Origin of the sequence: Lentihominibacter sp. (assembly GCF_046951855.1) — a bacterium.
Classification (GTDB): domain Bacteria; phylum Bacillota; class Clostridia; order Peptostreptococcales; family Anaerovoracaceae; genus Lentihominibacter; species Lentihominibacter hominis.
Genome location: NZ_JBKTXS010000024.1, coordinates 1 through 23749, shown reverse-complemented (window position 1 = coordinate 23749; position 23749 = coordinate 1). Strand labels below are relative to the sequence as shown.

The 23749-nt window shown below is 39.8% G+C and carries 23 protein-coding genes; 1 reads left to right on the top strand and 22 read right to left on the bottom strand.

Annotated features, from left to right (window positions below):
* Positions 1 to 22: 22 nt before the first annotated feature.
* From ACLR96_RS07370 to ACLR96_RS07360, 3 genes are read right to left on the bottom strand one after another with little or no spacing between them, the layout of a single operon-like run.
* Positions 23 to 1171, bottom strand: a complete 1149-nt coding sequence (locus tag ACLR96_RS07370) for a glycerate kinase (protein WP_187525464.1) — start codon at positions 1169 to 1171, stop codon at positions 23 to 25.
* Entirely contained in the window at positions 1164 to 2756 is a 1593-nt protein-coding gene (locus ACLR96_RS07365; protein WP_177270022.1) for an APC family permease, read from the bottom strand. Before ACLR96_RS07365 ends, ACLR96_RS07370 begins: the two co-directional genes overlap by 8 nt.
* Before the next feature lie 26 nt (positions 2757 to 2782).
* The gene (locus ACLR96_RS07360) at positions 2783 to 4171 is read right to left on the bottom strand and encodes a C69 family dipeptidase (RefSeq protein WP_177270020.1); all 1389 of its coding nucleotides are present in this window, start codon (positions 4169 to 4171) and stop codon (positions 2783 to 2785) included.
* Positions 4172 to 4317: 146 nt separating this feature from the next.
* Between ACLR96_RS07360 and ACLR96_RS07355 the strand changes: the two genes are divergently transcribed.
* Entirely contained in the window at positions 4318 to 5412 is a 1095-nt protein-coding gene (locus tag ACLR96_RS07355) for a CdaR family transcriptional regulator (protein ID WP_177270018.1), read from the top strand.
* 13 nt (positions 5413 to 5425) lie between these two features.
* Here the strand turns inward: ACLR96_RS07355 and ACLR96_RS07350 are convergent, their stop codons facing one another.
* The 19 genes from ACLR96_RS07350 to ACLR96_RS07260 all read right to left on the bottom strand — a co-directional run.
* Positions 5426 to 6070, bottom strand: coding sequence for a TetR/AcrR family transcriptional regulator (locus ACLR96_RS07350; protein ID WP_177270016.1), 645 nt, complete (start codon positions 6068 to 6070; stop codon positions 5426 to 5428).
* 98 nt (positions 6071 to 6168) lie between these two features.
* Entirely contained in the window at positions 6169 to 7248 is a 1080-nt protein-coding gene (locus tag ACLR96_RS07345) for a BMP family ABC transporter substrate-binding protein (RefSeq protein WP_243206957.1), read from the bottom strand.
* A 9-nt stretch (positions 7249 to 7257) separates the two neighbouring features.
* Positions 7258 to 8562 (bottom strand): pyrimidine-nucleoside phosphorylase, encoded by a 1305-nt coding sequence (locus tag ACLR96_RS07340; RefSeq protein WP_177270014.1) that lies wholly within the window; start codon positions 8560 to 8562, stop codon positions 7258 to 7260.
* 16 nt (positions 8563 to 8578) lie between these two features.
* A complete protein-coding gene (locus ACLR96_RS07335; protein WP_177270012.1) occupies positions 8579 to 9286 on the bottom strand; it encodes a metallophosphoesterase in 708 nt (235 codons plus the stop codon).
* 15 nt (positions 9287 to 9301) lie between these two features.
* The gene (locus ACLR96_RS07330; protein ID WP_412265519.1) at positions 9302 to 10558 is read right to left on the bottom strand and encodes a DNA recombination protein RmuC; all 1257 of its coding nucleotides are present in this window, start codon (positions 10556 to 10558) and stop codon (positions 9302 to 9304) included.
* Positions 10559 to 10560: 2 nt separating this feature from the next.
* Positions 10561 to 11262, bottom strand: coding sequence for a ThiF family adenylyltransferase (locus ACLR96_RS07325; RefSeq protein ID WP_412265518.1), 702 nt, complete (start codon positions 11260 to 11262; stop codon positions 10561 to 10563).
* 16 nt (positions 11263 to 11278) lie between these two features.
* Positions 11279 to 11737, bottom strand: a complete 459-nt coding sequence (locus ACLR96_RS07320) for a regulatory protein RecX (protein ID WP_412265517.1) — start codon at positions 11735 to 11737, stop codon at positions 11279 to 11281.
* The gene (locus ACLR96_RS07315; protein WP_177268459.1) at positions 11730 to 12632 is read right to left on the bottom strand and encodes an MBL fold metallo-hydrolase; all 903 of its coding nucleotides are present in this window, start codon (positions 12630 to 12632) and stop codon (positions 11730 to 11732) included. Before ACLR96_RS07315 ends, ACLR96_RS07320 begins: the two co-directional genes overlap by 8 nt.
* Positions 12611 to 13084 carry a 4'-phosphopantetheinyl transferase family protein gene (locus ACLR96_RS07310; RefSeq protein ID WP_412265524.1) on the bottom strand — a complete coding sequence of 158 codons (474 nt, stop codon included), beginning with the start codon at positions 13082 to 13084 and terminating at the stop codon, positions 12611 to 12613. The genes ACLR96_RS07315 and ACLR96_RS07310 overlap by 22 nt, the downstream gene beginning before the upstream one ends.
* Before the next feature lie 104 nt (positions 13085 to 13188).
* Positions 13189 to 13491, bottom strand: coding sequence for a YerC/YecD family TrpR-related protein (locus ACLR96_RS07305; protein ID WP_177268463.1), 303 nt, complete (start codon positions 13489 to 13491; stop codon positions 13189 to 13191).
* Positions 13492 to 13571: 80 nt separating this feature from the next.
* Positions 13572 to 15404 carry a DNA helicase RecQ gene (recQ, locus tag ACLR96_RS07300; protein ID WP_177268464.1) on the bottom strand — a complete coding sequence of 611 codons (1833 nt, stop codon included), beginning with the start codon at positions 15402 to 15404 and terminating at the stop codon, positions 13572 to 13574.
* A 49-nt stretch (positions 15405 to 15453) separates the two neighbouring features.
* The gene (locus tag ACLR96_RS07295; RefSeq protein ID WP_177268466.1) at positions 15454 to 16620 is read right to left on the bottom strand and encodes a S41 family peptidase; all 1167 of its coding nucleotides are present in this window, start codon (positions 16618 to 16620) and stop codon (positions 15454 to 15456) included.
* Positions 16620 to 18245: a single-stranded-DNA-specific exonuclease RecJ gene (recJ, locus tag ACLR96_RS07290; RefSeq protein WP_177268468.1), complete on the bottom strand. Its 1626-nt coding sequence runs from the start codon at positions 18243 to 18245 to the stop codon at positions 16620 to 16622. The genes ACLR96_RS07295 and recJ overlap by 1 nt, the downstream gene beginning before the upstream one ends.
* A gap of 23 nt (positions 18246 to 18268) precedes the next feature.
* Complete coding sequence (locus ACLR96_RS07285) at positions 18269 to 19396, bottom strand: peptidoglycan DD-metalloendopeptidase family protein (RefSeq protein WP_177268470.1); 1128 nt, start codon at positions 19394 to 19396, stop codon at positions 18269 to 18271.
* 81 nt (positions 19397 to 19477) lie between these two features.
* Complete coding sequence (locus ACLR96_RS07280; protein ID WP_177268472.1) at positions 19478 to 20515, bottom strand: murein hydrolase activator EnvC family protein; 1038 nt, start codon at positions 20513 to 20515, stop codon at positions 19478 to 19480.
* 23 nt (positions 20516 to 20538) lie between these two features.
* Positions 20539 to 21435 (bottom strand): permease-like cell division protein FtsX, encoded by an 897-nt coding sequence (gene ftsX / locus ACLR96_RS07275; RefSeq protein ID WP_346727778.1) that lies wholly within the window; start codon positions 21433 to 21435, stop codon positions 20539 to 20541.
* Positions 21429 to 22199, bottom strand: coding sequence for a cell division ATP-binding protein FtsE (gene ftsE, locus ACLR96_RS07270; protein WP_177268474.1), 771 nt, complete (start codon positions 22197 to 22199; stop codon positions 21429 to 21431). Before ftsE ends, ftsX begins: the two co-directional genes overlap by 7 nt.
* Before the next feature lie 146 nt (positions 22200 to 22345).
* On the bottom strand, positions 22346 to 22822 hold the full coding sequence (locus ACLR96_RS07265) for a protease complex subunit PrcB family protein (protein ID WP_177268476.1): 477 nt from the start codon (positions 22820 to 22822) through the stop codon (positions 22346 to 22348).
* A gap of 92 nt (positions 22823 to 22914) precedes the next feature.
* Positions 22915 to 23749: transketolase family protein (locus tag ACLR96_RS07260; protein ID WP_412265516.1), on the bottom strand; the 835-nt coding region annotated here is incomplete at its 5' end.

Below are 23749 nucleotides of genomic sequence, written 5' to 3'. Positions count from 1 at the left end.
AGCGTGTGCGCTAAGAACAAATTTAATTTATATAATTCCCGTCAAGAATTTTTATCATAGCATTATACAAATCCTCTCTGCAATGCGTTATGAGCTCTTCTTTATTTTTATATATACCGGGATCTGTCTGAAATACATGGTTAATGCCTACCTCGGCAAGCTCTGGAATGTCTTCCTTCATACGTCCGACCACAGCTATCACCGGGACATCTGCCTTTTTAGCTCTCTTGGATATACCCACTACAACTTTGCCTCCGAGACTTTGTCTGTCAAACTGTCCTTCACCTGTAAATATAACTTTGCAGTCCTTTAGCAATCTTTCAAACTGAAGCATATCTAAAATCACATCTATTCCCTGCCTCATATCTGCATGAAGGAAAACATACGCTCCTGCGCCCATTCCCCCTGCAGCTCCACCTCCGGAAAGACATGAAACATCTATACCGAGATTTGAATTCACAAGATCAGCAAAATATTTAAGATTTCTGTCCAGCATCTCTACCATGGCTTCATCTGCGCCTTTCTGAGGAGCAAAAATATAGGCTGCGCCATTATGACCATACAGAGGATTATCAATATCACACATTACTTCTATAGAAACTGCTGACAGAAATTTATCGGTTTTTGAATTATCTATCTTCTCTATACTGCACAGATTCTTACCGACAGGAACAAATTCTCTTCCATTTCTATCATAAAATCTTGTTCCCAGAGCAGCTGCCATTCCCACGCCGCCATCATTGGTACAGCTTCCTCCCAGCCCCAGAATAATTTTTCTGCTGCCGTTTTCAACTGCGTCTTTGATCAGTTCTCCAACTCCGAAAGTAGTCGCTGAAGACGGATCTCTCATGCCGTCACTGTCAAAAGAAAATCCTGATGCCGCAGCCATTTCTATAACAGCAACATCTCCTGTAATCCCATAAAAAGACGTAATTTGTTTTCCATAAGGGCCTGTTACGGATATATGTTTTTTATCTCCTCCAAAAGCAGAAAGAAAACAGTCTACTGTTCCCTCGCCTCCATCAGCAATGGGAACACTTATGATATCAGCCTCATGGTCTTTGTCATAGATAGCAGTTCTCATGATATCACAAACCTCTATAGCGTCCATCGTTCCTTTAAATGAATCAGGCATTAAAAGATATTTCTTGTTTGAACATTTATTATTCATTAACTACATCCTTCGCATCTGTTTTATTATATATCACCATAAATATCACAGACAGCACTGCACATATAATCGCAGCTATGGTTATAAGAGTCATGAATATATCGAACATCCCATCTACACCATATGTATCAGCATAATACTGATGATCTTCATATCCCGGAAGGAAAAGTCTCCCTATAAACATCAGTACTGCCAGCAGGCCAAAGGCAAAAGCTATTCTTCTCGTATCGCCCACTGCCAATTTAGTCTTCTTATTTATAGGATATTTCACGGGATCATTCTTGTAAAGGCCTCCATATATCCGTTTAAATACTATATATGCTACAGGTCCTGATATCATCCCTAAAAGTCCCATTACAAAATAATCTGTTCCATTTATAAACAATGCTATGAAAGCTACTATTATAGGTATCGTACAAAAAATATCAGTGCCGACTTTTCCCAATCTTATCTTATAAGGTCTCGGTAGATCAGGTTCTTTCCTTCTCAGTACCATCTGAGATATCATTATCAGCGAATACAGCCCCAGATTGAAAAGAGATACTATCGTAACCAATATATCAAATTTGAAAGCACACAGTATTAATGAAACTATTGATAAACTCAGGATAGCCACATAAGGCACACCATGCTTTTTATCACACTTCACAAGAGCTTTCGGAGCCAGATTATCCTCAGCCATTACGAAAAATCCACGGGCACCTGAAGCCAGATAAACATTGAACATCGAAATATTGGAAATAAAGGCTACCATTACGAAGGCTACACCAAAGGCTGGAGCGAATTTCATCGCCACATCCACATAGGAAACTCCTTCTGATCCCCATTTGTCCCACTGCCCCACTGCTCCAAGAGATGCCACAGTAGGAAGAACATAAGTCCCTATTATAAGAGGAAGCGCTATTATTATGGCCTTAGGTATTATCTGAGGATTTTCCACCTCGCCGGCAAGACTCGACATCGACTCATATCCGGCATACATCCACATTCCTATAGCTATACTGGATCCTATACTCCCTATTACAGTCTGCCCTGTCGCTACAACAGGCTCAAAAGGATTCTGAGAAAAATTCAGAAAACCTATTATAGCAATTCCTGCAAAAGCTACCAATATAGCTCCCGAAATAATAGAGCTTACAATGGCTACATCTTTTATTCCTCTCAAATTTATCCATGTAAATACAGCTATTATGACAACCTTGCATATATAACTCTGAAAATTGGTAAGGCCCAGATACGAAGCTATATAGTCAGTAGCCAGAACTACGAAAACAGCCACATTTATATATATTCCTATATTCTTTAGCCAGCCGATCTGAAACCCCCAGAACTCGCCCAGAGCTCTCTGTACCCATCTGTAAAATCCGCACTCATCAGGTATGGCTGATCCCAATTCACTTGAAGCCAACGCTATAGGGAATGCCCATATCAAAGGCAGTACAAACAGCATGATGACAGTCATGCCCGGACCTGATGAAGAAACCATATCTTCTATTCCATATGCTCCGGCAGCAGTCATAGCATATATCATACCTACAATCCCGATAACACCTACTTTATGCTGCTTCAATCCATTATTGCTCATTTTTCCTCTCCTTTGCCGGTAAACATCTATAGCTTCAGATCATATGGCATTCCGCACATATCCGAAGAATCTCTAAAGTAGTCAAGCATAAGATAATTTATCTTTGTATCCGGAAGCTTAGCTTTGATTTTCGACGTCAAATCTCTGGCTGCAGCTATACTTCTGTCAAATGCTTCCTGAGAAAACTCCCTGAGCTTCTCATTATTTCCATCATAATTTTTCTTTGCATCCTCTGCCTGCTGGATAAATTCGTCCTCCATAGGCTGAAATATTTCCTGCGCCATAGGTGCAAAGTCTTCATAACTAAGGGATATATATCTTTCCAGCTCAGTAAATACCCACCATGGACTGGCTGAATCATATTCAGCATCTGCTACTTTAAGCTGCTGAGGAATCCATCCCAGATTAAACTTAGGTGTGAAAACAGAACAACACGGAGGTGCCATGCTTCCCCAATATGTGATCTTGAAAGGATCCGCAGCATTTTTATCCAGAGAGCACACTACACTTGCAGCTGATGCGCACCCGTTCATTCCGCCCGGATGACAGCATATAGTAGGCATTTTTGATGTAGCAATATCATATTGTATAGGCTTTCTGTAATCCATATCATAATGATCTCTTAAATTGTTCATCATCATTTTCACTGTAAAAGGATCTCTGTCCCTCATAAGCTCTTCCTGTCTTATGTATCTGAAATATGCTTCTCCATCTTCATAGTCACAGTCTGAAATAGAAAAAGTGAGACCTATGTTTATCTTTTCTTCTTCTCTGCACCAACCTTTTGCAGCAGCATCTTTTATTACATTTTTTCCAATCATGTCATAATCATCTCTGAGAGCATATATATTTCCTATATGTCCTACATGCTCTATCTTCTTTGCGGCCCACATTCGCTGACATGATTCAAACATATACGCTTCATCATAATCCGCAATTATATAATTAGCATTGAAATACTGCGGTCTGATAAGAGGATCTCCACCCGTACCGTATGTCTCAAGAAGCTCTCCCATAACTTCAACAGCCTTTGCTGCGCTGTCTGATCTGGCCAGAGCCAGTCTCAGAATATCCATTCCGATAAGGCCCCATTTGAGTTCCGGGGTTTCTCTTCCGGTCACTGCTTCGTTGCCTATTATTACGCCCTTTTCATTGACACCGTGCTCGAATCCGAATATATTATATGGTCTTGAACCAATATATCCATAAGTATGCTCCACTTCAGGAATTTTAATATATGTACACTGTACCATTTCACCCTTCTCATGATCCGCCGGAGGGAAATATTCCAAAGGCTGTGACTCGTTCACAGGACGGTCACTGTTCTTGCCAAATATGATATCTCCCTGTTTCGTCGCGCTTTTTAATGCTATTAACGTAGAACACGATCTTGAAGCAGCTGAATTCTTTTTCATTTCCTTACCTCCTGATTTGATTGACGTATATTAATGATTTTATTATAATATTATATATAACATTTATATATAGGTATTTATCTGAAAATAACGACATTTTATTGTTATATGTACTAAACGACTTGATAAAACAAAGAGGTATTATCATGAAAATAGGAAAAAATACAGCCACTGAGCTAATACGTGAAATCAGCGCCGTAATAGATTATGATATCAATATAATGGATGATACAGGCATGATAATGGCCAGTACCGATCCTATGAGAGCAGGCCAGTTTCACGAAGGCGCCCATCTTGTAATAAAAAAACATCTTCATGAGCTGCCTGTATATTATGACGATGAATATACAGGATGCAAAAAAGGTATTAATCTTCCTATTTTTTCAGATAACGGTATAATCGGTGTAGTAGGTATCACCGGAGATGTTGCGGAAGTAAGCCAGTACGCTAAACTGATCAAGAAAGTCACCGAAATACTGATAAACGACTTTGATATAATCCAGAGAAAAAATAAAAAAGAACAGGCCAGAATGCTTTTCATAAACAGCTGGCTGAACGATGAAATTGACAGCATTACCGATATAACAGAAGAACTTCAAAAATATCACATGGATCCCCGTTCAGCTATCGCTGTGGCACTGATCTGCAACATAGATAAAACAAACAATGTCCAAGATTTTCTGGATCTCCGTTTCATAAAGGATCATATACTGACCGGATATACTAATGACATGGGAATAGTGGTGGGTAATTTTAATTCTCCTGAAAAATTCAGAGACTATCTCGTCTCATGCTTCAACAAAGAATTTCCTGCGGAAAAATATATATGCGCTATAGGTGCCTGCAGTTCAAACTGCAGCACAGCTTCGGAATCATTCAGACAGGCGCGCAGAATAATGATGCTTAATAAAAATAACAGCCCCGGTATCTATATATATGACGAACTTCTTCTTGATGTAATTATTGATTCTGTAGACACAGACAGTAAGAAACGCTTTACAGGCAGAGTATTCAAAACCTGCAGAAAAAATGAGATTCCCGATATAGTACATTTTATAGACATTTATTATAAAAACAATGGGTCTATCAACGCCATAGCTAAAGAAATGTTCATTCATAAGAATACGGTACAATACAAAATAAATAAGATAATAAATCAAACAGGGCTGGATCCCAGAATTTCCAAGGATCTCACAGCCCTGTATCTTGCCGGCAGATGGTACCGCCCTTCCGCCGGTTAAAGCTTTTAGGCAATCAGACTTCTACCCCTCTTAAAGCCAGCTCATTATTCACTTCACTTTGCATCGTCTCCGTAAAGAACGGCCGCATATAGCATGTCATGCGCTCCCATACTATTTTTGACGCATCATTTATATCAAAGCCTTTTAAAGACATCACATCACAGTATGATACGACGCCTATAAGCAAAGACATACCATTGCAGGCTACTGTCTCCAAGATCTCTCTTTCAAGACTTATAGCTTTGCCCTTTTCTGTCAGCGATCTGTACATGCTTATTGATGCGGATCTTATCCGTTTTTCCACTCTTCCATATATATCTATCAATGAATTGTCATTTACGAATAATGTAGGCATTTCAGTATAGAAAAACTTATACTTTAAGCAATGCAAAATAGCTCCTTTGAAAAAGTCAAGCAAACCACCTGCGCTCTCCACCTTTTCATATTGAATAATAAGATCTTCTATTTCTTTAAGCATGCGTTCCTTCCAGATACATCTTATCACTTCTTCTTTATTGGCGTAATAATAATATAAATTACCCGGACTTATTTTCATAGCCGCGGAGATCTGAACTGTACTTACATTTGATGCCTTTTTTTCATTAAACAATTTAATGGATGTGTCTAATATTTTTCCTTTTGTTCTATTTGATTTCATGTCGTCCCTCCATTTTTATGCATAGTAATTATACTATCACAGATTGTTTAAATGGTCTATAAAATATTCCTATATTATTCATATGTTTTTAACATGTTTTATTCTTTTATCGTTACCCATTCTCCCGTAAGTTCTGTCACAGAGCCGACTCCGGTATCTTTTTTTAGTTCTGTTTTTCCGTTTTTCAGTTGATTAAAAATTTTTTTATAATTTTCTTCAGTAAACTTTTTAAAAGAAGATTTTTCCATTTCCAGTTTTACACCGTCATTCTTTGCCGCATAATTAAACGCTGTCCCTCCGGTGAAAGTCTCTCCAATATAACTCTTAAGAACGGTTTCCACAGCCGAATCGATTCCTTTTACTGCAGAAGTTATAACAGTCTCAGACAAAGAACTCTGATCCATATCAGAACCTATTACTTTACCCTCAGACTTTTCAGCTGCTTTAATTACTGATTTTCCAATAGATCCGCCTGAAGCGAAGATCACTTGAATACCACTTTCATACCATTGGGATGCCAGCTTCTCCGTTTCTTCTGATTCTTTCGAAACTCCGGTATATTTATAATTCATCTCTACTTTTACTTCATCTTCAGCAGCCGCAGCCGCAGCACCTTGAACAAATCCGTATCCGTAACGTTTTACAGAAGGCAGAGCCTGTCCTCCCATAAATCCGAGTTTAGTATACCCCTCTTTCACTGCTGCATATCCGGCCATATATCCTGCCTCTTCCTCAGCAAAAACAACACTCACCATATTAGCAGCTGTAGCATAAGTATTATTTTCATCATGAGGAACTCCGTCTATCAAAAGAAAATCTAAATCTGCATATTGAGACTGTGCTGCATATGCAGTAGTCTCAAACCCGCTTCCTGCCAAAACGATAAATCCGGCGCCGTCATCTGCGGCCTCCTTTATAGAAGTCATATATTGCTCCTGTGAAGCCTCCTTGGGTTTATAGACTTTTGCTTTTACACCGTTTTCTTCCGAAAAGCTCTTTACGCTTTCCCATGTAGCCTGAGTAAAAGATCCGTCTTCAACATCAGCGCTTTCCGCAATCATAGCTATTTCACAGCCTTCCTCCTCATCTGCTTTTTTCTGATTTTCAGAACTGCTGCATGATGCCAAAACCACAGTCGAGATTAATATTACCACTATACTGATTAAGCGTTTCATCATAATACCTTCTTACCTTACTATCTTTTTTATAAGTTTTCTCTGTTCCGGTTTTTCTCTGGTTATTTTAACAGCACTTTTAATTTCTTCCAATGCTTTTTTAACTTTTTTCACATCATTGCCATAAACAGAACAAATAACTTCTCCCCTTTTTACTTCTGCGCCCGTTTTTTTATAAAAATATATCCCTGCTGCAAAATCTATATCATCATCTTTCGTAAACCTGCCGGCTCCCGTATGCTGCGAAGCTATTCCTATCCTCATAGCATCGATTTTATTTATATACCCGTCATCATAAGCTTTAAAGTCAAGAGAAACACCGGCGGATGGTAAAAGATCTGTATTGTCTATTATATCCAAAACTCCTCCCTGAGCTGTTATCAGATCTTTAAATTTCTTTAGACCTCTGCCGTTTCGGAGCGCATGGAAAGCCATCTTTATCCCTGCTTCAACTGTTGCGGCCTTCTGTCCCAGATATATCATAATACCCGCAAGATATACAGATAACTCAGTTATGTCATGTTCACCCTGCCCTTTAAGAACCTGTATAGCTTCTTTTACTTCCATGGCATTTCCTACTGCACGTCCCAAAGGCTGATCCATATCTGTGATGACTGCCATAGTTTTCTTCCCACTCATATTACCTATATCTACCATCATAGAAGCCAATTTTTCAGCATCCTTTTGAGTCTTCATAAAAGCTCCGCTTCCACATTTCACATCAAGAAGTATTGCATCAGAACCTGAAGCAAGTTTCTTGCTCATTATACTTGAAGTTATAAGACTGAAATTTTCTACTGTACCTGTGACATCCCTGAGAGCGTATATCTTCTTATCGGCAGGCGCTATATGGCCTGTCTGGCCTATTATAGCTATCCCTTTCGTATTGACCTGTTCTATAAAATTTTCTCTTTCCACAGACACTTTAAACCCCGGTATGGATTCAAGTTTATCTATCGTCCCTCCTGTAAATCCCAAACCTCTGCCACTCATTTTAGCCACAGGAACTCCGCATGAAGCTGCCAAAGGGCCTGCTATCAAAGTAGTTTTATCACCAACTCCGCCTGTACTGTGTTTATCTACTTTTATACCATTTATACAACTGAGATCCACCACATCTCCCGATCTTTTCATAACATCTGTGAGGACTGTCGTTTCACCTTTATCCATTCCTTTAAAATACACAGCCATAAGAAAAGCAGACATCTGATAATCCGGTATATCCCCTTTAGTATAACGCATTATCATATATCTTATCTCTTCATCATCAAGCTTTCCGCCATCTCTTTTTTTTACGATTATATCTACTGTATCCACTTAATCCCCCTCCTTCTCATGGCTTTATACAGATAGGCATACAGGAAAGTCTATCCACAGACACAAGGCTGTACTCCACACCATAATGCATTCCTTCTATCGCATTCCTAAACCCATCCTCACCATGTATATGTCCATATATGACACGTGTTACTCCATACTCTTCAAATATTTTCTGAAACCCTGAAAATGACGCCGCCTTTGATACAGGAGGATAATGCAGAACTCCAAGTACATGACTCCCATCCGTGCAGCCTTTAACTTTTGCCCTATCCAAAGATGCACGGAGCCTGAGCATCTCCCTGTTATATATCTTTTCATCAGACTCCCTGAAATCATCATTATCAGGAGTTATCCAACCTCTTGTCCCGCATATGAACAGATCCTCAGCTCTATAGCAGTCATTTTGAATAAAAGTAACAGATTCATACATCCTATTTAATTTAGTTATACCATTCCACCATAAATCATGATTGCCTTTGAAAATCACCTTATGGCCGGGAAGCTCCGCCACCCAGTCAAGATCATACTTAGCTTCATCGAATTTAAGTCCCCACGATATATCTCCGGGCAATATCACCGTATCATCCTTTGTTATGATATTACACCAGTTCTCTTTAAGCCTCTCTGCATGATCATGCCACCTGGGACCATATATATCCATAGGTTTTTGAATATCCGGACAAAAAGATAGGTGCAGATCTGATATAGCATATATGCTCATTTGATTCATCCTTTTTTATTCTTCAAATTTCTCAGATAATTTCTCAGACTCTCCTGCAGACGATATATTTTTAAGAGCCCTCTGTATACCTCGAGTTCTCACCCCTACAAGTGTTTCCAGCTCTTTCTGCGCTTGTTCCATTCTGTTTTGAGTTTTGACAAGGACATCTCCAAATTTATCAAATTCATTTCTTACCTTAGCAAGAGTATCCCATACTTGCCCCGACTGCTTCTGGAGCGCCAATGATCTGAATCCCATCTGAAAACTGTTGAGCATTGCTGACATCGTAGTCGGGCCTGCTATACTTATCCTATAATCACGCTGAAGAGTATCTACTATACCTTGCCTTAAAACCTCTGCGTAAAGCCCCTCAAAAGGAAGGAACATTATAGCAAATTCAGTTGTCGCCGGAGGACTTATGTATTTCGTTTTTATATCCTTCGCTGCTTTGATGACAGCATTCCTGAGTCCATCAGCAGCAGCCTTTATAATCTGTTTATCTCCCGTATCATAAGCATCGAGAAGATTAGTATAAGTATCAGCCGGAAATTTTGAATCTATGGGAAGATATACAGGTGCATCTCCCTCACCGGGAAATTTTACTGCATATTCTACACGTTCACTGCCGCCTTTAACAGCCACATTCTCATCATATTGATCAGGAGAAAGCATCTGTGATAATATAGCGCCAAGCTGTATCTCTCCGACTATTCCTCTTGTTTTAACATTAGAAAGGACTTTCTTCAAATCCCCTACTCCTGCCGCCAATGTCTGCATTTCTCCCAAACCTCTCGTTACCTGTTCCAACGTATCGCTCACCTGTCTGAATGACCTTCCGATTCTGTCCTCAAGAGTCTTTTGCAGCTTTTCATCCACAGTATTTCTCATCTCTGAAAGCTGTCTGTTGTTTTCTTCCGTCATAACTGTAACCTTACGTTCCATAGAAATTCTGATATTTTCAAGCCGTTGCTCTATACTCATAGAGGTACTTGCCAGCTGTTTGTTAAGTTCAGCAAGCCTTCTGTTCTGAGCTTCTGCGCTTTCTCGCTGATTCTGGACTATCATCTCACTCATACGCTTTATGCTTCCTTGAACAGACTCAGCAGTTTCTCTTCTGGAGCGGCTCATCTCTTCTCTGATATCTCTCCGCAGTTCTCCTTCCTGACCCATGCTGCCGCGCCGTGTCATCTTCATTATTATGATTATTGCCAATACTATCAAAACTATTATTGCCGTAAACAATCCCAGCAACACAAGACTTATATTCTCCATATCTATTCCTCTCTGTCAATGTCCCCAAGTATATCCCTTACTACCTGCCCTGCAATTATAAGTCCGGCCACAGAAGGTACAAAAGATATGCTCCCCGGCGCCTTTCTTCCCGCCTGCTTTATAGGCTCCTCATCGGAATAAAGGACTTTAATCCCCTGTATCCCTCTTGATTTCAGTTCTTTTCGCATTATCCTTGCTAAAGGGCATACTTTTGTCTTCTCGATAACATCTATCCTGAACCTTGTGGGATCCAGTTTATTCCCCGTTCCCATCGATGATATGACGGGAACATTTTCACTGCATGCCTTCTGTATGATAGACAGTTTGCCTGTAACATTATCTATTGCATCTACGACATAATCATACTTACTGAAATCAAACTCATCAGCTTTATCAGGAAGAAAAAAACATTTTACTGCAGTCACATCGCACTGCGGATTTATATCCCTTATGCGTTCTGCCATTACTTCAGCTTTAAGACGCCCCACAGTACTGTGAAGAGCCGGAAGCTGTCTGTTTATATTAGTTACATCTACAGTATCCCTGTCCACCAATGTTATCTTTCCTATACCTGCTCGAGCAAGACCCTCTGCAGTATAACTTCCTACTCCTCCTACGCCCAGTATTATTACAGAAGCAGAGGACAGTCTGCCGATACCTTTTTCACCTATGACAAGCTCTGTTCTGTCAAATTGTTCTTTCATTTCTAAACCTTTCGCATCATAAATTATTTATGACCTTATACACTATATCAGAAGAAAATCCTCTTGTCATAAGCCGTCTTCCTATCTTTGCTTGAAACTTTCTCTTTTCGTCATAATCCATAGTCTCTGTATCTACTCCTCGCATCATACTACCGGCGATATCACAGGCTGCCTTATACTGATCCGGAACACTCTCAAGCCCTTGATATGCCATTTCGATGATTTCATGATCTACGCCTTTTTCCGCAAGCTCTCTTTTTATTCTGGCGATCCCTCTTCCTTTTCCAAATCCATACTCAAAATACAATGAACTGTAACTAAGGTCGTCTATATAATGATATTCCTCCAGATCCTGCACAACTTGACCTATATCATCCTCATTAAACCCTTTGCGCGTAAGATACTTTATTACCTGCTGCTTTGTTCTCGGCTTAACATTCAAATATCTGACTGCGCTTTCTCTGACATCAGCCATTTGTATCACCATTCCTATTGTAACTATCACCTGCCGTAGCGATAATACACCGTTCCCCCAATCTCGACTTAAGATCGCATATGGCCTCTATGCCTGTACAATGCACAGGCATCACACATTCAGGCTGCTCAGCTTCTATCCTATCTATAACATCTGTTCTTATCTGCAGCGAGGCGCTGTAAAGATGCATCCCAGCCACAAGCAAAGCCATACGCTCTCCCGGAAACAGCGCCTTACTGGTGTTTATCGCTGATATAACTCCTGTATGACTGCATCCGGAGAAAATGTAAAGTCCCTCAGGCTGCCTTATAACAAGACACTGCTCATGAGACATATCATCCTCTGTTATATTTCCCTCACCATCTCTGTAATAAAATTTCTCAGTAGGCTGAAAACCATCTTCCCTTTTAATAGTTCCTGTAACGCAAATATCATCACTTATACGAACAGGCCCATCCGTAAAAACAAGTCTTTTCTTCATAAAATCATACTGGCTTCTGTTCCATCTTATTCCGTCATCAGGGCCGTAAAGCCTTCCGTCTTTCAAAACATAAGATTCTCTGAAAGCATTTTTATGTATATATATATCAGCCTTTTCATTAATCTCACAGAAAGAGGGAAATCCTCCCGTATGATCATAATGTCCATGGCTTACTACGGCAAAATCAACGTCGGAAAGATCCACATTCATCATCTCAGCGTTTTTCACAAATATATCCGTAGCTCCGGCATCAAATAATATCCTCTTGCCGCATGCTTCTATATATATGGAAAGTCCGTGTTCGGCCAAGATCCCGGGATTATCTGTCTTGTTTTCCATCAGAAATTTGAATTTTATTCCTTTATCCATATCGCTTCTTATTTTCCTTTCTTTTACCGTTTCCGCCGGCAGCATGAACAGTACACGCCTTTTTCAAGCTGAAAGTCCACAAACTCTACATCCTCTCTGTCAATAACCGGCGTTCCCTTGAATATTTCTTCCATTCCAAGCCCCGTATATTTAGAATAAGCCTCTTTTCTTGCCCATATGAAAAAAAAACCATCATTTCCTCTCCGGTCTATGATCTCACGCTCACGGCATGTAAAATAACGACAGCCTATCTTTCGCGCATTTACATGTCTCTCTTCCTGAACATCTACACCGACAGGATCAGAGGAAATAAGACATACGAAATATGATCCGCTGTGACTTACGGAAATATGTGTTTGGAAACTGCTTTCAGATTTTTCAACATACGGTTTGCCTTTATCGGTACGCATAATTTTACAGTCTTTTATCCCATAAGCTCGGAGTGCATCTTTTATCAGTATATCCGTCAGATGCCTGCCGCTGCTTTCCGGAAACATCACTCTGTAATCTTCATATATATATAACTCCATAATGTTTAAAAAGGCGGAACACAATGTGCCCGCCAAACCTCTTCTCTTATTCTCTTTTATCTGTTCTTGCTTTACTTTTCAGTTTTATCCAGCTTCTCTATGATACGTCTGTACCCATCAGAGCCATATACAAGACATTTGTTTATCCTGCTGATAGTAGCTGTAGACGCTTTAGTAATACCTTCGATCTCACTGTAGGTTTTGTTTTCCGAAAGCAGTCTTGCCACCTGCAGTCTCTGCGCAATAGAGTGTATCTCATTGATAGTGCATATATCCTCAAAGAATCTATAGCAGTCTTCTTCATTCTCCAGCAGCAATATCGCCTTAAAAAGTTCATCTATGTCTTCTCTTTTAAATTTGGAATCGTATGCCATATCATACTCCTTTCGCCACACATAACCATAGCTGAATTATATCACTTACAGATATTACAGTCAACAAATACTTTAAAGCTTTAAAGCGTGTGATACATTTTTATAACCTTTAGAAAATCCTTTCCATATTTCCGCAGTTTAGCCTCGCCTACACCTGAAACCTTGAGCATTTCCGCTTCACTTGCAGGCATGACACTGCAAAGCTCATTGAGAGTCTTATCTGTGAAAATAACATAAGGAGGCACGCTCTGAGTTTTGGCGATCTTCATACGCAATGCCCTAAGTTCTTCAAAAAGCTGCGGATTTTCAGTATACGATTCTGATTTATGCTTTATTTTTCTCTTTTCTGCAATTATCTCCTTTTCTTTCTCCTTTGCAATCTTAAGCTTAAGAGTCTCTGACTTCAGTAAAAAAGCTCCTGCCTTTTCTGTAGTTTCAAGCAGACCATACCGGTCATTACTTTTTATAATATATCCTTCAGCTTCCATATGATTCATCACTTTTTTCAAAAATACTGAGGATTTATCCGATTCTGACCCATAATAAGAATTTTCGTAAAGCCTGTATCTCTCAACTCTTTCTGTATTGTTTCCTCTTAAAGTCTCCAATATAGTCCCCGTTCCGTATCCTCTATAACAATCATTAATACATCCTATGATATCTCTGACTGTTTCTGTTATGTCCACTTCTTCAAAAGAAGTAAGGCAATTACTGCATTTGCCACAATATTCCGGAGCATGTTCTCCGAAATACCTAAGCATATAATTCCTCAGGCAATCACTTGTATGACAATAAAAAGTCATCTTTTTAAGTCTGTGCCTGTCTCTTTCTCTGACTCTCTCCCGTTCTTCCATGCTCAGTTCATCATTTTCACTATCTTTCTCTATAAAAAACTGATTAGTGACAACATCTTTTCCGTTGTACAGAAGAATGCAGTCAGCTTTTTCTCCGTCACGACCGGCACGTCCCGCCTCCTGATAATAACTCTCCATATTTTTAGGCATATTATAATGAATAACAAAATTCACATTGGATTTATCTATACCCATTCCGAAAGCATTTGTAGCCACCATGATTTTTTTTACATCAAATATGAAGTCCTCTTGATTAAGTTTCCTCTCTTCATCAGAAAGTCCTGCATGATAACGCGTAGCAATTATTCCATCTTCATTCAGTCTGTCACAAACTTCTTCTACTGTCTTTCTTGTCAAACAATAGACTATCCCACTGCTTGAAGGATGTTCTCTTATATATTTTCTGACAGCGCTGTATTTGTCTTTTGGTTTTTCAACAGCAAAAAACAGATTTTGCCTGTCAAAACCTGTAGTCACAACCGTAGGATCGTGCAGATTCAATATCTTTACGATATCATCTCTTACCTGGGATGTGGCAGTCGCTGTAAAAGCACTTACTATAGGACGTTTTTCAAGGCCGTCTATGAAATCCAGTATCTTCAGATAACTTGGTCTGAAATCCTGTCCCCACTGTGATACACAATGAGCTTCATCAACGGCAACCATACTTATTGTAACTTTATCTGCAAAATCCAAAAATTCTTTGTTTGTCAGCCTCTCGGGAGCTACATATATTATCTTATATGTTCCCTTTTTAGCATATTCCAGAGCCTTCAAATACTGATTATATGTAAGAGAACTATTAAAATAAGCTCCTCTTATACCAGCCTGCTTCAAAGAATATACCTGATCTTTCATAAGAGAAATAAGCGGAGTCACAACAATTGTTATCCCATCCATCATTATCGCCGGAAGTTGATAACATATAGATTTACCTGCTCCTGTAGGCATAATTCCAAAGGTATCACCACCTGACAGAATGCTGTCTATAAGCTGCTGCTGGCCATGGCGGAACGAATCATACCCAAAATATTTCTGTAAATATCTCTTTTTATCCATAATATAAAATCATTCTCATATAACTTTCTCTAAATAATCTTCCTGCTTCTTAAAAGAGGCTGACAGCTTTCTTCATCTGTGTATCGGAACCGGAATTTTCCTCATTTTTAACTTTATAATCAGGCTCTACGCCTTTTTTGTTTATAGCGTTACCATCAGGTGAAAAATACTGCATAATAGTCAACTTAAGAGCAGAACCATCTTCAAGTTCTGCTGTAGACTGTATAACGCCTTTGCCGTAAGTAGTCTGCCCTACTAAATCAAAGCCATTGTCTTTGAGAGCCGCCGCCAGTATTTCCGAAGCACTGGCGCTGTTTTCATTAACCAGTACTACTGTTTTCAGATCAGTTTTCCCGTCTTTAGCTTCATAATCAGTTCTGTTCTTGTTTCTATCTTCTACATATGCGACTACACCTTCATCAAGAAACTCATCCGCTACTTCTACACACGAGTTGACAAGACCCCCTCCGTTATCTCTGAGATCAAGAATTAAACCTTTTGCACTTTTCCCCTCGATGTCCTTGAGCGCTTCCTTAAAATCGTCTCCTGTAGTTTCTATAAAAGAACTTATACGGATGTATCCTATATTACCATCCATCATCTTGTGCTCAACGCTGTGCTGTACTATGGTTTGTCTGATAAGCGTCACACTTTTTTCTTTTCCATCCCTTACATATGTGAGCTTTACCTTGCTTCCCTCATCCCCTCTTATAGCATTCCCTATAACATCCAGATCATCATATTCCTTATCATCTACCGCTGTAATAAAATCCCCTGCTTTTAGTCCTGCTTCTTCCGCCGGAGACCCTTTTTCCACTGAAATAACTGCAAAATTGCCATTTTCATCTTTTGTAAATGTCACTCCTATGCCAGAATATTCTCCTGTAGCAGTTGCCTTCCAAGTCTTATACTCATCAGCTGTCATATAAGATGAATATGGATCGCCAAGTCCCGATACAAGGCCTTTATATGCGCCCTCCATTAAAGACTCCTCGTTCACATCATCATAAAAAGTAGTATTCACAGTATTGTACAGCTGGTTCAGCTTTCCATACCTCTGATATGTCTGCGACATTTTTTCATAATCATCCTTTGATACTTTAACATATCCAAAAACTCCGTTAAAAGCTACTGCGCAGCTACCCCCTGTAACAGCTGCTCCCGCAAGAAAAGCAGCAACGATACATACCACAAATTTTTTCTTTTTCATCTCCATCACATTATCTCCTCGACAACAAACTGTACTCTCGTATTTCCCATCCACGTCTTTTCGCTTATAGTACCTATTATGTCTACCGGTACATTATCAGTAAGCAGTTTTTTCTTTTCCTGAGCTTTCTGAAAAATTATACAGTCAACTCGCTTTCCATTCTCAGATACCGCCGTAAATCCCGCATGAATTTTATTGTCACCCATAAATCTTACCTGCGAAGGAATCACCCCGCAGATTCTGAATACAGGCTTGGGATTGTTCTGGCCGAAAGGCTGCATTTTATCGAGCATTTTTGACAGCTGAAGTGTTACATCCTCCGGTGAAATCGTCATTTCCCACGATATCGTTTTATCAAGTAACCTGGAATCGTTTCTTTTAAGATATCTTATTTCATCATTCAAACTCCTCTTAAGCTTTCCCAGATTCTCTTCGGCCATCAGAAAGCCACACGCACTCCTGTGACCGCCAAATCTGCAAAAAAGATCTCCATGTTTCTTCAGCAATGAAAATATATCTATCTTATCTATGCTTCTTCCTGTTCCTTTAAGAAACCCGTCTCCTGAAGGTGTTACAATAACAGTCGGTCTGTTTGCGTATTCCTTTATTTTTCCTGCAACTATTCCGGCAATACCTTCATGTATATCAGGCATATAAAGAACAATAAAATCCTCGTTTCCTGATATCATGTCCATACATCGATTATACGCTTCTTCCTGCTTTTTCTTACGTTCTTTGTTAAAATTCACCAATTTTCTAACTTTATCTTCTATGACATTACTGTCAGATGTAAGAAACAGCTCTGCAGCTTCGTGAGCAGTAGACATCCTGCCGGCAGCATTTATATGAGGCGCTATACCGAAAGCTATAGCTTCCGATGTTACCACTGACAGTGAAATAGCCTCTGCCAGCCGTTTAAGAGCACGGCGATTTCCGGTATTTATTTTATTAAGACCATACTTTACTATGGTTCTATTCTCATCAGTAAGAGATACTATATCCCCCACCGTTCCCACAGCAGCCAGATCCAATACATCAGTTATTACACTTTTAGGCAGTCCCTTGCGGCGACATATCGCCTGCACCATCTTAAAGGCTACTCCACAACCGGCCAGTTCCTTAAAAGGATACCTGCACTCAGGCTGTTTTGGATTTATCAGCAAACAGTCTGCCCTGACATCATCTATACTGTGATGATCCGTCACTATAACTTTAAGTCCAAGCTCTTTGGCATATTCGACTTCCTCATATGATACACTTCCACAATCTACTGTTATGATGAGTTCTGTTCCATCCGCCTTTATCTTTGATATGGCTTCTTTGTTAAGACCGTAACCTTCATCAAACCTCGATGGAATATAATATGTAAAGTTGTCCGTAATCATGCTTATAACATGTGATAATATGCATATTGAGGTGACTCCGTCAGCATCGTAATCTCCATATATACATATCCTATGTCCTGAATTTATTTCCGATAACAATAAATCCACTCCCGCCTCCATATTTAAAAGCAGGAATGGATCATATGTTTTCTGTGGTCTGTCGGATAAAAATTCTGAGATATCTTCTTCAGATGAGATTCCTCTCTTTCGCAGGATCCCTTCTAAAATTTCTCCCGATTTTTTCATATTGACGTCCCTGTTCTGTCTTTCTAAAGAATATAATCAAGCGGATCTACCTGAGTACCATTAAGTATTACCTCAAAGTGACAATGAGGACCTGTAGAATAACCTGTCGATCCTATAAATGCTATAGTCTGCCCTCTTGATACCTGCTGGCCTACTCGTACATTGAGGCTGGAATTATGTCCGTAGAGTGTAACAACTCCACCGCCATGATCGATCTGCACACAATTTCCATAGCCTCCGTACCAACCTGCATATATGACCTTTCCCGGATTAGCCGCCACTACACTTGATCCGTATGAGGCTCCGATATCAACACCGGTATGCCCTCTACCTACACCGAAAATAGGATGAGTTCTCCAGCCAAATATTGAAGTAATATTACTGGTTCCCACACTTGGAACAGGCCATGCCATCGCACCTCCTGTATATGAAGAAGTGCTGCTGGAGCTTCCTTTCTCCACTGCATTCTGAGACATCGCAGCTGCATCAGCCTTAAGGCTGTCAAGCATTTCCTGAGTTTCACTATTAGATGCTGATATCTCCGCCTTCTGCTTTTCTACTGTGGCTTTGCTGGACTCAAGTTCGCTCTTGCTCTCCTCAGCAACAGACTTAGATTCACTAAGCTCTGCTTGAAGTGTTTCCACTTCTTTTTTCTTCGTATCTATTTCATCATAAGCAGCTTCAAGTTCACTGAGGACATCCTTATCGCTGGAATATACCCTCTCTACCATGTCTAAATTTGTCAGGAATTCCGAAAAGCTGCTGGAATCCAACAATACATCGAGAAATCCCACAGATCCGTTCTTATACATATTTCTGAGTCTGCTGCCCAAATTATCATTCTGAACCTCAACTTTTTCTTCAGCCTTTTTCAGTTCTGCTTCCAAAGTTTTCAGTTGATCCTCTCCCTCTGCAATAGCCGAATCAAGCTGATCTATACTCCCCTGCATAGTCTGAATCTTTTCTTCAAGCTCAAGCATCTGCGTAGACAAACTGCTTTCCTTTGACTGTCCTTCTTTTAACTCAGCCTCTTTATCTTTTATCTGTTCCCTTATTTCACTCAATGAAGCTGCGCTGACAAAAGATGTATTCATACATATGAGTAATGCTGTAAGAACTGTTGTCAGTATAATAGTACGTCTGTTTTTCACTGTTTTTCCTCCAAATACATGTCTGCTTTTCTATATAATTTTCGATGAACATTTCTTCATAATTCGGTGTCTGTCTTTTATTTATGTAACGTACGGATATGGGTTCACATAAGAACCGTTAATCCTTACCTCGAAATGACAGTGAGGTCCCGTAGAATTACCTGTACTGCCTACTGCCGCGATCTGCTGACCTCTCGTTACTGACTGTCCTACGCTTACATAAAGCGCTGAACAATGAGCGTACAAAGTAGTCACTCCTCCCCCGTGATCTACAACGATGCACTTACCATATCCTCCGTTCCATCCCGACGAAATAACCGTTCCTGCATTTGCAGCTACTATGGCACTCCCTGACGATGCGCCTATATCCATACCTGTATGAAGTTTGCTGTATCCGTATATAGGATGTATTCTGTATCCGAAAGGTGAGGATATATAGCTTGACGAAGGTACCGGCCAAGCCATTTGACCTCCCAGATACGATGAATTACTGCTTGAGCTTCCGTTATTTATGATAGTCTGAGTCATTCTGTCGGCATCAGCTTGAAGCTCGTCCAGCATTTTCTCGGTCTCTTCATTGGAAGCAGCTATCTCCGCTTTTTCCGCTTCTACAACCTCTTTTGATTCGTTAAGTTCTGCCTGAAGAGTCTCTACTTCTGTTTTCTTTTCTTCCACTTCGTCATAAGCAGCCTGAAGATCATCCAGCACATCTTTATCGCTTGAATAAATCAGCTCCACCATATCCAGATTAGTGAGAAATTCTGAAAAACTTCCGGAATTTAAAAGTACATCGAGAAATCCCACAGATCCATTCTTATACATATTCCTCAGACGGCTGTTAAGATTAGTGGTCTGGGTTTCTACTTTCTCTTCTGCCGCTCTTAGGTCTTCCTCAAGGACAATCAACTTATCCTCGTTTTGCGCAATTGCTTCTTCAAGTTCATTCAGCTTCTGGCTCAGACTTTCTTCCTGTTTCTTTCCCTCATCCAGTTCACTCTGCTTTTCACTTATCTGTTTTCTCAGCTCACTCAGCGATGCGGCACTCGCCGTTGTAGTTCCTACGACCAACACCAATATGACCGCCAGCAATACTGCAGCAATTATTTTTCTGCTTTTCAAAACAAACTACCTCCGACTCAGATTTATGCATCCAGAAATTTTCTCATTGATATGATACTTCCGCATGCTCCTATGCTTATTCCCAATGCAAGGAATATCCATGCAAAATTATAAACGAGAAATCCCACAGGAACCATAGGCATCGACAGTACTGAAAACAGCTGCCCTCCTATAGCATCTATGATCTTATCATAAATGAGAGCTGAAAGACCTACAGAAATCCCTGCAGAAATAATACCTATGATTATTCCCTCTGCCAAAAACGGTCCACGTATGAACCAGTTTGTCGCCCCCACATATTTCATGATATTGATTTCATTAGCTCTATTGAAGACAGTCAGCTTTATGGTATTTGACACTACTACTATGGATACTATAATAAGGAACACCATCACTATTACTGCAGCTATCTGAATAAACTTTGTAGCATCAAGGAGCTTGTCCACAGTATCCTTATAGAATTTTACATCCTCTATTCCATCATACGTAGCAGCTTTCTCTGCCAAAGAATCAGCCTGTTCAAGATCATTTATCATAATAACTACCGAATTAGGCAGGGGATTTTCCTGAAGGCTGTTGAGCAGATACCCATTCTCTCCCCATCTCGTCTTAAACTCGGACATCGCTTCTTCTTTACTTTTATAAAAGGCATCTTCGACACCTTTCTCTCCCTTTATATCATCTATTATCACATCAGCCTGTTCCTCTGTGGTATCATCGGCAAGGAATATCTCTATTGAATCATAATCCTGCTGTATAGTCTCTGCTGCCGTATTAACGTTTATCACCAGTATAAAGAACAAACTCAGTATCAGCAGCATAGCTGTTATGGCGAATATAGAAGCAATGGACATCGCCCTGTTTCTCAAAACCTGTACAAATGCCTGTTTTAAAGTATAAAAAAATCTTTTAATCACCACTTGTCGTTCCCTCCTCTCTTAAATCTGGATCGGAAGGTACGTTTGCTCTGAATAGTGTCTTCTGTCATTTCCATTTCCGCCAGCGCTTCCTCATAACCGTAAGCGCCGAATTCATCTCTTACTATACGGCCTTTTTCTATAGCTATTACACGTTTTCCCATCTTATCTACAATATCTTTTGCATGAGTAACCATCAGAATTGTCGTGCCTCTCATATTTATCTGATCGAGAAGCTGCATTATCTCCCATGCTGTATCCGGATCAAGGTTACCTGTCGGCTCATCAGCTATAAGTATCCTCGGTTTATTGACTATAGCTCTTGCTATAGCTACTCTCTGCTGCTCTCCTGCCGAAAGCTCGTCCGGATATTTATCAGCTTTTGAAGCTATGCCCACCATACTGAGAACCTGAGGAACATATTTCTTAATAAGCTTCTTCGGCTGATGTATTATTTCCATGGCAAAAGCCACATTTTCATATACAGTCTTTTTGGGAAGCAATCTGAAATCCTGAAAAACTATACCTATATTTCTTCTCAGCTTCGGAACCTGTCTGTTGGAAAGGGTCGTGACTTCGTTTCCTCTCACCTTGATACTTCCCGAATCTGCATCTATCTCCTTCAGAATAAGTTTTATGAAAGTGGACTTTCCTGCTCCGCTGGGGCCTACCAAAAACACAAAATCGCCTTTGTTTATCCTCACGGAAACCTTTTCAATTCCCACATTTGATTTATAATATTTAGTAACATTGTTGAATACAATCATCTGTTGTTTTTTGCCCCTTTCTGTATCGCAAAACATACATTTTGATTGTACTATATTCAACATTGTTTTTCAATATTTTATGGTGAAATATGCTTTATATTATTCGGCCCTGTCGTATTTTAGTGAAGGTTATGTGAAAAGAATTTTTAATACTGTATTCTCAATTCTATAGTGTCGGGCAAAGCCTTAAGATCTGTTTTCACTACCTGTATTGGATATGTTATTATCTGCGATATTGCTGTCTGCTTCTGAGGATCTTCAAAAAGAGCATATACTATCAAATTGTCTTTACCATTTTTTTCTTCCAGTTTTATCTTATCTATAGACACATTAAATCCGGAAGTAGGCTTCTCGCCCCTTGTAACTATCACATATATATCATCATCTACAGCGCAGGCTAACGCTCTTTCAAGAGTTTTATACTCAGGGATTATATCGGAAGTTATATCGCTTGGCATTTTACTTTCTTTCACTTCCTGAAAATCTACAGGTGTATCTCCTCCAAACAATCCCATTCCCCCGATAATCACTCCTGCTGCTGTCACAAGGAATAAACAAGCTACTATAATTTTTTTCTTTCCGCTGAACAGCTTCCTGCTGTTTTCTTTATTGAACTTTCTCAAAATAAAAACTCCTCTCTGCGCAAAATTCTCATATAATAGAATTTATTACGAAAAGAAGAGTTTATGACTTCATGTTTATTTTAAAGAAAATATTAGAGCACGTTTTTTACAGCAGTTACTATATCATCACTGGTCATCCCATACTTTTTCTTCAATTCTTCAGGTTTTCCCGATTCTCCGTAAGTATCATGCTGACCCACCATTGCCATCTTGACAGGCCGTTTTTTTACTACGGTTTCAGCCACAGCACTGCCAAGACCGCCTATTACGGAATGTTCTTCAGCTGTAACTATAGCTTTGGTCTCTTCCGCAGCTTTAATTATTATCTCTTCATCAAGAGGCTTTATAGTATGAAGATCTATAACTCTGACGTTTATACCTTCCTTCTCCAATACCTTAGCCGCTTCAACAGCCTCATTGACCATTATCCCTGTGGCTATCACTGCCACGTCTTTTCCGTCTTTAACAACATTTCCCTTTCCTAAAGTTATGTCATCATTTTCATCATAAAATACAGGTACAGCTGCACGTCCCAGTCTTACATAACAAGGACCTGTCATGTCTATGGCCTGCTGCAGCAGTTTTTCTGCCGAGACTGCATCCGAAGGATTTATTACCGTCATACCGGGAATCGTTCGCATGAGCGCTATATCTTCAAAAGTCTGATGACTTGCTCCGTCCTCACCTACCGTTATCCCTGCATGAGTAGCACAGATTTTAACATTCGCCTTGGTATATCCTATGGAATTCCTTATTATCTCAAAAGCTCTCCCTGCCGCAAACATCGCAAAAGTACTGGCACATACTATTTTCCCCGAAAGAGCGATACCGGCTGCTGAGGCATATAAATTCTGCTCTGCTATACCCATATTAAAAAATCTTTCAGGATATCTCTTTCCGAATTCTGCTGTCTGAGTAGATTTAGAA